The organism is Rosenbergiella epipactidis (assembly GCF_018494055.1).
Classification (GTDB): domain Bacteria; phylum Pseudomonadota; class Gammaproteobacteria; order Enterobacterales; family Enterobacteriaceae; genus Rosenbergiella; species Rosenbergiella epipactidis.
Genome location: NZ_JABBFQ010000001.1, coordinates 107,171 through 120,478 on the forward strand (window position 1 = coordinate 107,171; position 13,308 = coordinate 120,478).

Consider the following 13,308-nt stretch of genomic DNA (forward strand, 5'->3'; position numbering starts at 1 on the left):
ATAGAGAGAATTATGTTTTTAGTGGATTCGCACTGCCATGTTGATGGCTTAGATTACGAGAAAGAACATCAGAACCTGGCTGAAGTGATCGGTAAGGCTCAGGCGCGTGACGTCCAGTTTATGTTGGCGGTCTCCACCACGCTGAGCGCCTTTCCTGCCTTACAACAACTTACCGCGGATCACGCACAGGTCGTGCTCTCCTGCGGTGTTCACCCTCTCAATCTTGACGATGATTGGGATATCGAGCGCCTTCATGCTTATGCGAGTGATCCAAACGTGGTGGCATTAGGGGAAACCGGGCTGGATTATTTCTACCATAAGACGCCAGAGCTGTGGGCGATTCAGCAACAAGCGTTTCGCGACCATCTAGACGTCGCCTGTCAGCTTAACAAGCCGGTAATTGTGCACACTCGTGATGCGCGCGAAGACACGATCAGCTTATTGGCAGAAAATCATGTCGATCGCTGTGGTGGCGTGCTGCACTGTTTCACCGAAGACCGTGAGACGGCGAAAAGATTGTTAGACTTGGGGATGTATATCTCTTTTTCCGGGATTTTAACCTTCAAGAATGCGGAGCAGATCCGTGAAGCCGCGCGTTATGTACCGATGGATAGAATTTTGGTCGAGACAGACTCTCCCTACTTAGCCCCGGTGCCGTATCGCGGTAAAGCGAATCAACCAGCCTATACCCGTGATGTCGCCGACTATTTGGCGGTGGTCAAAGGTCTCAGTATTGAGCAAGTCGCTGAGCAAACTACGGAAAACTTTGCTAAATTATTTAATATTGCCCCTGAGCGCTTAACGCTATCGTAATATAACTCGCCGCGTTGCGGCGAGATGACCTAAAGGAATGATTGACCATGGCAGAAGAGACGATTTTCAGTAAGATTATTCGCGACGAAATTCCCGCACAAAAATTGTATCAAGACGAATTAGTGACGGCATTTCGTGATATCTCCCCGCAAGCGCCGAGTCATATCTTAATTATCCCTAACATTCTTATTCCTACCGTTAACGATGTTAAGGCGGAACATGAACTCGCGTTAGGACGCATGATGACGGTAGCGGCTAAGCTCGCGAAGGAAGAGGGCATTGCACAGGATGGTTACCGTCTGATTATCAATTGTAATCAACATGGTGGCCAAGAGGTCTATCATATCCATATGCATCTGGTAGGTGGAAAACCCCTCGGACCGATGCTGACACGCTAATCAATCGGAGTCGAACCATGCGCTTTTTATGTGTGTTAGCCCTCTCTGTCATCGGAATGGTCGGCTGTAGCAGTAAACCGCCCGCCATCACTATTTCACAGCCATTGGTCATGGGGTCTGAGGTACTTTCTGCAGGCATTACTGCCGATGCGCCAGTGATTAACGGTGATCAAGCGCCTGCGGCAACCACGCGCGTTTATAACGACCGGGATGTTCCAGTCACCATTCATTACCACTATTTTTGGTACGATGAACAAGGATTGGATATCCCACACGATGCGAAACGGCAATTCATGCGTGTTCCTGCGCACAGTTCGACCGAACTCCTTTCTTCCTCTGGCAGCGTGAATGCGCGTCAGGTTCGTATCTATATTTCTCTCTGAGGGCATTACCGTGACTAAATACTTAAAATATAGCAGCTCACTACTCTTCGCTTGTTTACTCAGTGGTTGTGTCTTGAATCAATCGCAACAACCGGCTCCGGTAGAGCAAGGGAATGGCAGCACCCAGCCCCCCTTAACGACTAAGCCTGGGCAGAACACGCCACCCGTGACGCAACCGCAACCCGTACCGGAAGCCCCTAAGCTGACTTCGATCGATTGGCCTGCAACGGTCCAACCTTTGGTAAGCAAAATGGTGAGTACTAAAGGGATTGCCTCCGGTAGCGTGTTGTTAGTTGACCGCATTAAAAACAGCACCAATGGCTCGATTCAAAGCGACAACGCGAATAGCGCGTTAAATCAAGCCTTATCTGGCTCCTCTTTTAGCTTAGTGACGGCTGAGCAGCTGGCGCAAGCGAAGAAGACCTTAGGAATTTCACCGAACGATAGCTTGAACTCTCGCGGTAAAGCGATCGGTCTTGCGCGTAATCTGAATGCGCAATACGTCCTGTACACCACCACTCGCGGCGATGTAAAAGCGGCGCGCGTACAAATGCAGTTAATGTTAGTGAACACGGGCGAAATTATCTGGACAGGCAGTGGCAAAGCCAGTTACTAACGTCCATTACCAGCTATTGCCGGGGCTTTCCGGCAATAGCTGGCGTGACCTAGACAAGCATGAAGACGTCTACCGCTTTACACCCACACAACCGCTCCCTTTTGTGAACCGCCAGCGTGAAGGTCGAATTCTTCGTCAGCTCCGCCCTAGCCAACTTGCTCCTTGGCCTAAAGGCTATCAGTCAGGACGGCTGACGGTGGAGTGGATTAAGGGTGAACCACTGGCGAAAGAGCGGTTTATTGCGCAGAATCCTGAGCTATTGCAACTGATTATCCGTCTGCATCAGCAACCGTTATTCGGCTATCGCTTGCCGCTGTGGTCACTGCTGCAGCGCTATTGGCAACTTTGTCGGCAGCATCACCCCCGTTGGTTACGGGAATTAAAACGATTACAACGCCTTGGCGAGCCACGGCCACTTCGCCTAGTTCCTCTCCATATGGACCTCCATCCCGGGAATATTATTCAGAGCGATAAGGGCTTGAGGTTAATCGATTGGGAATACAGCGCGGATGGCGATATTGCGCTGGAACTCGCCACCCTGTGTCTACAGAATGCCGATCACTCAGAGGCATGGATCGAGGCTTATGCCAATGCCTTTGCGCTGGAGAGCACGCAGTTGCGGTCGCAGGTCAAGCGCTGGCGACCTTGGTTATTACTGTTACAAGCCAGTTGGTTCCAATTGCGGGCTGAACAAACCCAATGTGCCGCGATGACCAAGCAGGCGGCAGAGAGTTGGCGATACCTTTTACCTTCTTGAATTGAGTACGATAGGACAAAACATGACAAGTACCCCTGGCCCCCTAATGTTGGACGTCGAGCAGTATGAGCTCGATGCGGAAGAGCGCGAATTACTGCAACACCCATTAACTGGAGGGGTGATCCTGTTTGCGCGCAACTACCACGACCCTGAGCAATTGGCGCATCTCGTTCAACAGATCCGTGAAGCCTCACACACGCGCCTGGTGGTCGCAGTGGACCAAGAGGGCGGGCGAGTGCAACGTTTTCGTGAAGGGTTTACGCAACTCCCAGCGATGCAATCTTTCCTTGCGCTTAGCGCGACTGTCGATGAGGCGATTCAGATCGCTCGCGAGACGGGCTGGCAGATGGCCAGTGAGATGACAGCAATGGATATTGACCTCAGTTTTGCCCCGGTATTAGATCTTGGCCACATCAGCTTAGCCATTGGTGATCGGGCCTTTAGCGATCAGCAAGACAAAGTCTTACCTGTGGCAGCAGCCTTTATGGAAGGTATGCACAGTGCAGGCATGAAAACTACCGGCAAACATTTTCCAGGACATGGTGCGGTTGTCGCGGACTCCCATAAAGAAACGCCTATCGATTTGCGTGAAGCCAGTGAAATCCGCCAGAAAGATATGGCAATCTTTCGTCATTTTATCGAGCAGCATCAGCTTGATGCGATGATGCCTGCCCACGTGATTTATCCAACCATTGATGACCGTCCCGCCAGTGGTTCACCTTATTGGCTGAAAGAGGTTCTGCGTAACGAGCTGGGCTTTAAAGGCGTAATTTTCTCTGACGATCTGCATATGGAAGGTGCTGCCGTAATGGGGAGCTACCCTGAACGCGCAAAACAATCGCTGAATGCCGGGTGTGATGCGATCCTCGTCTGCAATCACCGCCCGGGTGTGATCAGTATTTTGGACCAGCTACCGGTTTCTCAGGCTGCTGGCCTTGAACGCCTTTACCATCATGGCCGCTTCGAATGGAAAACACGCCAACAGCATCGTCGTTGGGTAACGAATCATCAACAATTAGCGACTTTCCAGCAGCGTTGGTTAGAAGCAAAGCAGACTGCGCGCGACCAGTAATCGTCAAAAGGGGCCAGCATGGCCCCCATTTATGACTCCCACCACGTTTTTTTATCCTATCAAACAACTTAATTTATGCATCTGTGCCAATCGACTTGATTGAGATCAAATTTATTACGCTGAATAATCTGAGCGTGCTATGCTGAAATCAGTGAACGATTTTACTTTATAACCCTATGTTAATTAAGTTTATTCTTAACATTAATTTAACTAGGGAAGGTTAATCTTTGGGGGTCATGTGACTACGACGAAACAAAAAATTGTAATAGTAGGTGGCGGAGCAGGGGGATTGGAACTTGCTACGCAACTCGGAAATAAGCTGGGACGTAAAGGCGAGGCTGAGATCACGCTGATTGACCGCAACCCGACGCATCTATGGAAACCGTTATTACATGAAATTGCTACCGGATCGATGGATGAAGGGATCGATGCGTTGAGTTATATGGCTCATGCACACCATCATCATTTCCAGTTCCAATTAGGGAGTCTGGTGAATATTGACCGCGAAACTCAGCAACTCGAACTGGCCCCTATCCACGATGCGCAAGGTAATGTATTAGTGGAGACACGTAGCATTGGTTACGACACCTTAGTGATGGCACTGGGCAGTACCTCGAATGACTTCGGTACACAGGGCGTCAAGGATCACTGTATTTATCTAGACAACCCTCAGCAAGCGCATCGTTTCCGTAATGAAATGCTGAATCAGTTCCTGAAACACTCGTCTGCGCAACAGAACGATAAGCCGGTGAATATCGCGATTGTCGGCGGTGGTGCGACGGGCGTGGAGTTATCCGCCGAGTTGTATAACGCCGTCAAACAGCTGAACAGCTACGGCTATAAAACCTTAGGCCGTGAAGCACTTAATGTCACCTTGGTCGAAGCGGGTGAACGTATTCTTCCTGCCTTGCCGACCCGTATTTCGGCGGCGGCGCATCAGGAATTGACCAAATTAGGGGTCCAAGTTAAAACAGGGACCATGGTCACTAGTGCACAACAGGATGGCTTAAATACTAAAGACGGTAGCTTTATTGCAGCAGATCTGATGGTGTGGGCCGCAGGGATTAAAGCACCGGATTTTATGAAAGAGATCGCGGGCTTAGAAACTAACCGTATTAACCAGCTGGTGGTTCAGCCGACGTTACAAACCACGCGTGATGAGAATATCTATGCGATTGGTGACTGTGCCAGCTGCGCGCTACCTGAAGGCGGCTTCGTGCCACCGCGTGCGCAATCGGCTCACCAAATGGCGTCACAAGTTCTGAAAAATATCTTAGCGGCGCGTAAGGGTAAGCCACAAACGGCGTATAAATATAAAGACCATGGGTCATTAGTGTCGCTGTCGCGTTTCAGTACTGTCGGAAGCTTGATGGGTAACCTTATGCACGGTTCGATGATGGTAGAGGGACGTATTGCCCGCTTAGTTTATCTATCACTGTACCGTATGCACCAAGTTGCCTTACATGGCTACTTCCGTACCGGATTAATGATGCTTTCAGGTAGTATCAATAAAGTTATTCGACCGAAGTTAAAACTGCACTAAAGTCAGGGGCCGCGAAAGCGGCCTTTTTTTTCGCGCTTTTTCCACTCACCTCTCGCTGCTGGCAGATAAAATAGCGATACACAATTTTCAGCAGAGTCTTATCCTAATTTTCTCCATAATTCCGATAGCTGATACTAGATTGCTTTGGCACACTCAGCGCAGTGATTGCGTAAGCAAAGTGTTAACCCTGTATCCATCAACCAGAATAAATTGCAGGAGAGAATATGAATAAATCATTAGTTGCCGGTGTTGGTATCGGTGCATTAGCCGCGTTAGGGGTTGCAGCCGTTGCAGGCAGTCATTTCACGCAACAACCGCCACAATTTGCTGAAGTCATTGCTGTACAGCCGCAGACCGAAACGGTTACAACACCACACGAAGTCTGCCGTAATGTGAATGTGGTCCATCGTCGATCGGTACAAGATGAAAACCGTATTACCGGTTCGGTATTAGGTGCCGTAGCAGGAGGGGTATTAGGCCACCAGTTCGGAGGCGGACATGGACGGGATATTGCAACCGTCGCTGGCGCACTGGCAGGAGGTTATGCGGGGAATCAAGCGCAGCAAAGCCTACAAAATAGCGATACCTATCAGACCGCTCATCGTCGTTGCTCGACGCAATACACGCAGGAGCAACGCACTAAAGGGTATAACGTGACCTATAAGGTCGGGGATAAACAAGGCACGGTTATGATGGATCATAAACCCGGTTCGGTGATCCCGCTGGACGCGCAAGGAAATCTGAAACTAAGCGAACCCACCGTTCAGAAGAGCTAACCCTAAACAGCCACCCTTGGGTGGCTGTAAGACGATTTACTGAGCCTTCACGCGATGTTTATCCATCTGCGCTAACAACTCCATTAACCAATCAATCCGTAATTGACGTTCAGTTAAGTCACGGGTAAAACGCAGTTTTACCGGTCCTTCCAGCTTCCACTGTTTCGGATCTTGTTGCAGTAAGCCAATCAGCCAGCCTGGATCGACATTATTGTGTTCCGCAAACTCGATATAACCGCCTTTCTCTCCGGCCTCAATCTTCGCAATACCTAATGATTCAGCGTGAAGACGGATCTCCGTTTGCATCAAGAGATTACGTGTCGGATCCGGTAATAGCCCGAAACGGTCGATCATCTCGACCTTAATATCGTTCAATTCTGCCGATTCGCTGGCACTGGCAATACGTTTATACAGCGATAAGCGGGTATTGATATCAGAGATAAACTCATCGGGAATTAACGCTGGCATCCGTAACTCGACATCGGTATGGCGCTGTGACAGGTCTTCTAGCGACGGTTCTTTGCCCGCTTTGAGCGACTCTACGGCATTTTCCAGCAGCTCCATATAGAGTGTAAAACCAAGCGTTTCCATCTGGCCACTCTGGTCATCCCCCAGCAACTCACCGGCACCACGGATCTCTAAATCATGGGTGGCCAAAGCGAATCCAGCGCCTAAATCCTCCAGTGAAGCGATGGCTTCTAAGCGTTTACGGGCATCGGTGGTCATCGCTTTAGGATGAGGCGTTAGTAACCAAGCATAAGCTTGATGGTGCGAACGCCCCACGCGACCCCGTAATTGGTGGAGCTGTGCCAAACCGAAGTGATCGGCGCGCTCAATGATAATAGTGTTCGCAGTAGGAATATCGATACCTGTCTCGATAATGGTGGTACAGACCAGCACATTGAAACGTTGATGGTGGAAATCGTTCATCACTTTTTCCAGCTCACGCTCCCGCATCTGTCCGTGTCCGATACCGATTCGCGCCTCAGGCACCAACTCGGCTAATTTCTCTGCCGCTTTGTTGATGTTTTCGACATCGTTGTAGAGATAATAGACTTGGCCGCCACGCAATATTTCACGCAGGATGGCTTCACGCACCGTTAGGGCATCGTACTCACGGACAAAGGTTTTGACCGCCAGACGTCGGGCAGGGGGCGTAGCGATGATAGAGAGATCACGCATACCGCTCATCGCCATATTTAAGGTGCGAGGAATTGGGGTGGCGGTTAAGGTTAAGATATCGACATCCGCACGCATCGCTTTAATGCGTTCTTTATGGCGAACGCCAAAGCGATGCTCCTCATCGACAATCAGTAGCCCAAGGTCGGACCACTGCAGATCGCTCATCAGTAACTTATGGGTACCGATCAGGATATCGACCTTACCGTCGGCCGCATCTTGCAGCACTTGGCTTTGCTCTTTCGCGCTACGAAAGCGAGATAACATCTCGACACGTACCGGCCAGTCGGCGAAGCGATCACGGAAATTATCGTAATGTTGCTGTGCCAATAAGGTGGTCGGGACCAGTACGGCAACTTGCTTATTATTTTCAACTGCGAGGAAGGCGGCACGCATCGCGACTTCGGTTTTACCGAAACCGACATCACCACAGACTAAGCGGTCCATGGCCAGCGGTTGGCACATATCGCTGATCACTGCGCTGATGGCTTGTTTCTGGTCGGGGGTCGTGTCATAGGGGAATGATTCGCAGAATTGCTGATAATGTTCACGGTTCTGAGTGAAGGCAAAACCGGTTTTTGCCGCGCGCTGCGCATAAATATCCAGCAACTCTGCCGCAACATCACGCACTTTCTCCGCCGCTTTCTGACGTGCACGGTTCCACGCATCACTGCCCAGTTTATGCAGCGGTGCATTCTCATCAGCTCCCCCCGCATAACGACTAATAAGATGCAGCGACGAGATAGGGATATAGAGTTTTGCTTCATTGGCGTAGTTCAGCACCAAGTATTCAGCGGTGACACCGCCGGTCTCCAAGGTGGTCATGCCGACATAGCGCCCGACACCGTGGTCGAGGTGCACCACCGGTTGTCCGGGATGCAGTTCGGCTAAGTTGCGAATCAGCACATCTGGGTTAATCGCCCGACGCGTATCTTGACGACGGCGTACCACACGCTCACCTAATAGGTCATTCTCACAGATAAAGATGAGTTGTTGTGGTGCGGCAATAAAGCCTTTTTCCGCCGCGCCGACCATTAGGTAAGCACCCGCTTGCTGCGCATCAGTGAACTGAGTGATAGAGGTCGGGCGTAGCTTAATACGCGCCAACATCTCCTGCAGACGCTCGCGGCGACCCTGACTTTCTACAGAAAAGATTACGCGATCCTCGCGGTGTGCTTCTAACAGGGTGCGCAGCGGATCGAGCGGGTTCTGTTGATTATCCGGTTGATGAAGCGCCGGTAAAACTGCGTAACCTAAGTTAGTATTAGCGGCTTTTTTAGGCAGCGCTTGCGATAATAATTGGATACGTGGCCAGCGTTTTAATTCGGCAAATAAAACATCGGGCGCTAACCAAAGGGCAGCCGGTTCGACTAGAGGCCGCATCGGGTCAACACGACGATTCTCATAACGGTTACCGGTGTCTTGCCAAAAACGTTCACTGCTGCCAGCTAAGTCACCGGTATTGACCAACAGCGTTTGTTTCGGGAAATAACTAAAGAGCGGCGGCAATGGCTCATCAAAAAACAGCGGCTGCCAGTACTCTATCCCTGCGGGTAAGGTGCCGCGAGAGACTTGCTGATAAAGATGTTCCGATTCACGCAGCACATCAAATTGTTCACGCCACTGGGTACGAAAGCGCTCGATGGACGCTTTGTCCGTCGGGAATTCATGCGCAGGCAGCAGGCTAATGGCCTCGACTTCGTTAAGCGTGCGTTGCGTATCGGCATCGAACGAGCGTAGGCTATCGATCTCATCATCGAGGAAATCCAAGCGATAAGGGGCTTCACTGCCCATCGGGAAGAGATCGAGCAGTGCACCACGGGTCGCATATTCACCGTGGACCATCACCTGTTCCACGTGGCGATAGCCCGCTTGGTCGAGTTGACGAATCAAGGTATCGCGAGAGAGTTTATCCCCGCGCTGCATCACTAAGGCATGGCTATGCAGGAAGCTGTGCGGGCAGACACGCTGCATCAGCGTATTAACCGGCAGGATCAATAAGCCTTTCTCCATCAATGGCAGCTGATAGAGCATGGATAAACGGCTTGAAATAATATCTTGGTGGGGGGAGAAGCTATCGTAAGGAAGCGTTTCCCAATCAGGCAAGGTATTCACATTCAGGGTAGTGAATTGGCCGATTTCACTGGTTAACTGCAGTGCATTTTGCATATTACTGGCGATCAAGACCACCAAGCCATCATGCTGTTCTGCGATGCGAGCCGCCTCAATGGCAAAGGCAGAGCCAACCAGTTCACCTAATTGCCGCACATCGCCTGCCTTACTCGGCAGCGAATATTGCTGAATATCCGTCATAAACTTAGATTATCTCATTTTATTGATGCATTAACGTTGCTGCCAGGAGGACAGAAACGTGATGCGCCGCGTTTTTCTCTCTCTTTAAAGTAGCACTCTGCACTGCGAAGCGGTATTCGCTTTCATCGATAAGGGGATGCGTTTGGCGTATTTTTATACAACTAAGCGTTTTTCCGAAAGTTTACCTTGATGATCACTCCGGTAAAGGTTTCATAAAGGCGATACCTCCATTATCATTCCCATAACCTTTTTTACCGTCCGGGATGGACTACATGTATCAACCTGTCGCTTTATTTATTGGTCTGCGTTACATGCGTGGCCGTGCAACTGATCGATTCGGGCGGTTTATTTCTTGGCTCTCAGCGATTGGTATTACCTTAGGGGTGTTGGCATTGGTCACGGTACTGTCGGTGATGAATGGCTTCGAACGGGAACTTGAAGGTAATATTCTTGGATTAATGCCGCAGGCCGTGGTATCTCAACCGGCTGGGCATATCGACCCGCAACACTTTCCTGCATCCTCTCTCAAGCTCGCGGGTGTTAACCGTGTGGCACCCTTAACGACCGCCGACGTCGTGCTGCAAAGCGCGCACAATGTGTCAGTGGGGGTGATGCTCGGCCTCGCACCGGGGGAGCAGGACCCATTACTGTCTTATATCGAGCAAGGTCCTCGTCATATTCCGGCAGCGGGAAGCTATCAAGTGATTCTCGGTGCACAACTGGCTAATCAGCTCGGCGTACAACCCGGCGATAAGCTTCGGCTAATGGTGCCCTCAGTGAGTCAATTTACGCCGATGGGACGGATGCCGAGTCAGCGTCTATTCACTGTCGCTGGGGTCTATGCAGCCAACAGCGAAGTCGATAGTTATCAAATTCTCGTCAATCAACAGGATGCTTCCCGCATCATGCTTTATCCCGCAGGACAGATTACAGGATGGCGACTGTGGCTTGACCATCCCTTAGCCGTGGATGAGATTGATCAGCATGCGCTGCCTGAGAAATCGGTCTGGAAAGATTGGCGGGAGCGTAAAGGCGATCTGTTTCAAGCCGTTCGCATGGAAAAAAATATGATGGGGCTGTTACTGAGCCTGATCGTGGCAGTGGCAGCTTTTAATATCATTACCTCTCTGGGATTGTTGATTATGGAGAAGCAGGGTGAGGTGGCGATATTACAAACTCAAGGCTTAACGCGTCGGCAGATTATGACGGTATTTATGGTTCAGGGTGCTAGCGCCGGGATCATCGGTTCCTTATGTGGCGCGTTATTGGGCTGCCTGCTGGCGAGTCAATTAAATCATTTATTGCCGGTTATCGGCTTACTGTTAGAGGGTGCGGCATTGCCGGTTGATATTCATATCGGCCAAGTGGTGATGATCACTCTCTGTGCGATGATCTTGGCCTTATTGGCAACTCTTTATCCATCGTGGCGCGCTGCCACCGTTCAACCCGCTGAGGCCTTACGTTATGAATAATACTCCTTTATTACAGTGTTCAGCGTTATGTAAAACGTATCGTGAGGGCGCAGTCAGCACCGAAGTGTTGAAGCAAGTCAGTTTTAGTATTGCCGAGCGGGAACTGGTTTCGATTATTGGTAGCTCTGGGTCGGGGAAGAGTACGTTACTGCATTTATTGGGTGGCCTAGACCAACCTACCTCCGGCGAGGTGCTCTTTAAGGGGCAATCCCTGAATACGCTAAGTGCCTCGGCCAAGGCCGATTTACGCAACCGACAGCTTGGCTTTATTTACCAATTTCACCATTTACTGCCAGATTTTACTGCCTTGGAAAATGTGGCAATGCCACTGTTGATCGGCGGTTGTTCTGCGCAAGAGGCGGCCCATCGTGCCGATGAGATGTTGAAAGCGGTAGGCCTCAGTCCACGCGGGAAACACCGTCCATCCGAGTTATCGGGTGGGGAACGTCAACGTGTGGCAATTGCGCGCGCCTTGGTGAATAAGCCGAGTTTGGTGATGGCCGATGAACCGACCGGGAACCTGGATGCGCGTAATGCCGATGCGATTTTCGCCCTGTTGGGGGAGTTAAATCAGAGCCAAGGGACCGCATTCTTGGTGGTGACCCATGACCTCGCCCTCGCTAAGCGCTTAGACCGCCAGATGGAAATGCGTGACGGTGTCTTACATGCTCAGCCGGTCTTACAAGGGGTGAGTTAATGCGAGGCTCTCTCTCTTTCTTACTGGCACTCCGCTTTAGCCGTGGACGTCGTCGGGGGGGCATGGTCTCCTTGATTTCAGTCCTCTCGACCGCCGGTATTGCGCTAGGGGTCGCGGTGCTGATCATCGGCTTGAGTGCAATGAATGGCTTCGAGCGTGAATTAAACAAACGCATCTTGGATGTCGTGCCTCACGGCGAGATTATTCCCGTGCATCAACCTTTCCAGCAGTGGCAATCTTTACTTGAACCGATTGAGCAGGTGAAGGGCGTAGCGGCGGCCGCGCCCTTTATTACCTTTACCGGATTAATTGAGAGCGCTCAAAAATTACAAGCTATTCAAGTGAAAGGGGTGGATCCTCAGCAAGAGACACGATTAAGTAGCCTGCCACAATTTGTGCAAAACAATGCTTGGTCATCGTTTCATGCCGGTCAGCAGCAAATTATTATTGGCGGTGGAATTGCGAAGAGTCTCGGCCTCAAGACCGGTGATTGGCTTACGGTGCTGATCCCCAACAACGACCAGCAGAATAAACTGTTAGAACCTAAGCGTATTCGACTGCAGGTGAGTGGCATCCTACAGTTAAGCGGGATGCTCGATCATAGTCTAGCCTTAGTCCCGTTAGCCGATGCGCAACACTATTTGGATATGGGACAGTCGGTAACGGGTATTGCGTTGAAAATGCGTGACCCCTTCCAAGCACCCGCTGTCGTTCGTGCCGCTGGTGAAGCCACTCATGGTTATGTCTATATCCGTAACTGGACTTCTGATTTCGGGTATATGTATCGCGATATTCAGATGATCCGCGCCATCATGTATTTAGCCATGATCTTGGTGATTGGGGTGGCCTGCTTTAATATCGTGTCGACATTGGTAATGGCGGTAAAAGATAAAAGCAGCGATATTGCCGTACTGCGTACGTTGGGCGCGAAAGATCGGCTGATTCGTGCCATATTTATCTGGTACGGATTACTGGCAGGGATCACCGGAAGCCTGATCGGCGTTGTGCTGGGGGTGCTTGGCGCTCTGAACCTGACACGGCTGATTAAGGGCATTGAATCGTTGACCGGGCATCATTTTCTCTCCGGCGATATCTATTTTATCGATTTTCTGCCCTCGGTACTGCATTGGCGTGACGTTGTGATCGTGCTGTGTTGTGCGTTGTTACTGAGTTTACTGGCCAGTTGGTATCCCGCTCGCCGAGCAAGCCGTATTGATCCTGCGCGAGTATTAAGCGGGCAGTAATTTATGAGGGGCTCGCTGAGTGGCGAGCACCATGTTTAACGTGTT

The 13,308-nt window shown here is 50.7% G+C and carries 12 protein-coding genes; 11 read left to right on the forward strand and 1 reads right to left on the reverse strand.

Annotated features, from left to right (window positions below):
- Positions 1 to 12: 12 nt before the first annotated feature.
- The 8 genes from HGT71_RS00520 (at position 13) to HGT71_RS00555 (ending at position 6,358) form a co-directional block, all read left to right on the forward strand.
- The gene (locus HGT71_RS00520) at positions 13 to 813 is read left to right on the forward strand and encodes a YchF/TatD family DNA exonuclease (protein WP_214216071.1); all 801 of its coding nucleotides are present in this window, start codon (positions 13 to 15) and stop codon (positions 811 to 813) included.
- Between the two features lie 47 nt (positions 814 to 860).
- A complete protein-coding gene (gene hinT / locus HGT71_RS00525) occupies positions 861 to 1,211 on the forward strand; it encodes a purine nucleoside phosphoramidase (RefSeq protein ID WP_099822667.1) in 351 nt (116 codons plus the stop codon).
- Positions 1,212 to 1,228: 17 nt separating this feature from the next.
- A complete protein-coding gene (locus HGT71_RS00530) occupies positions 1,229 to 1,594 on the forward strand; it encodes a YcfL family putative periplasmic lipoprotein (RefSeq protein ID WP_214216072.1) in 366 nt (121 codons plus the stop codon).
- Positions 1,595 to 1,604: 10 nt separating this feature from the next.
- Positions 1,605 to 2,210: a penicillin-binding protein activator LpoB gene (lpoB, locus tag HGT71_RS00535; RefSeq protein WP_342355438.1), complete on the forward strand. Its 606-nt coding sequence runs from the start codon at positions 1,605 to 1,607 to the stop codon at positions 2,208 to 2,210.
- Positions 2,191 to 2,967 carry a thiamine kinase gene (gene thiK / locus HGT71_RS00540; RefSeq protein ID WP_214216074.1) on the forward strand — a complete coding sequence of 259 codons (777 nt, stop codon included), beginning with the start codon at positions 2,191 to 2,193 and terminating at the stop codon, positions 2,965 to 2,967. The genes lpoB and thiK overlap by 20 nt, the downstream gene beginning before the upstream one ends.
- 46 nt (positions 2,968 to 3,013) lie before the next feature.
- Positions 3,014 to 4,039, forward strand: coding sequence for a beta-N-acetylhexosaminidase (gene nagZ / locus HGT71_RS00545; protein ID WP_214216496.1), 1,026 nt, complete (start codon positions 3,014 to 3,016; stop codon positions 4,037 to 4,039).
- 238 nt (positions 4,040 to 4,277) lie between these two features.
- Positions 4,278 to 5,582 carry an NAD(P)/FAD-dependent oxidoreductase gene (locus HGT71_RS00550; protein WP_214216075.1) on the forward strand — a complete coding sequence of 435 codons (1,305 nt, stop codon included), beginning with the start codon at positions 4,278 to 4,280 and terminating at the stop codon, positions 5,580 to 5,582.
- A gap of 224 nt (positions 5,583 to 5,806) precedes the next feature.
- Positions 5,807 to 6,358 carry a glycine zipper 2TM domain-containing protein gene (locus HGT71_RS00555; protein ID WP_214216076.1) on the forward strand — a complete coding sequence of 184 codons (552 nt, stop codon included), beginning with the start codon at positions 5,807 to 5,809 and terminating at the stop codon, positions 6,356 to 6,358.
- 36 nt (positions 6,359 to 6,394) lie between these two features.
- On the opposite strand, the gene mfd is transcribed toward HGT71_RS00555, so the two are convergent.
- Positions 6,395 to 9,850: a transcription-repair coupling factor gene (gene mfd / locus HGT71_RS00560; protein ID WP_214216077.1), complete on the reverse strand. Its 3,456-nt coding sequence runs from the start codon at positions 9,848 to 9,850 to the stop codon at positions 6,395 to 6,397.
- A gap of 272 nt (positions 9,851 to 10,122) precedes the next feature.
- On the opposite strand from mfd, the gene lolC reads away from it, so the two are divergent.
- From lolC to lolE, 3 genes are read left to right on the forward strand one after another with little or no spacing between them, the layout of a single operon-like run.
- Complete coding sequence (lolC, locus tag HGT71_RS00565; RefSeq protein ID WP_214216078.1) at positions 10,123 to 11,322, forward strand: lipoprotein-releasing ABC transporter permease subunit LolC; 1,200 nt, start codon at positions 10,123 to 10,125, stop codon at positions 11,320 to 11,322.
- On the forward strand, positions 11,315 to 12,019 hold the full coding sequence (gene lolD / locus HGT71_RS00570; RefSeq protein WP_214216079.1) for a lipoprotein-releasing ABC transporter ATP-binding protein LolD: 705 nt from the start codon (positions 11,315 to 11,317) through the stop codon (positions 12,017 to 12,019). The genes lolC and lolD overlap by 8 nt, the downstream gene beginning before the upstream one ends.
- Complete coding sequence (lolE, locus tag HGT71_RS00575; protein WP_214216080.1) at positions 12,019 to 13,263, forward strand: lipoprotein-releasing ABC transporter permease subunit LolE; 1,245 nt, start codon at positions 12,019 to 12,021, stop codon at positions 13,261 to 13,263. The genes lolD and lolE overlap by 1 nt, the downstream gene beginning before the upstream one ends.
- Positions 13,264 to 13,308: the final 45 nt, after the last annotated feature.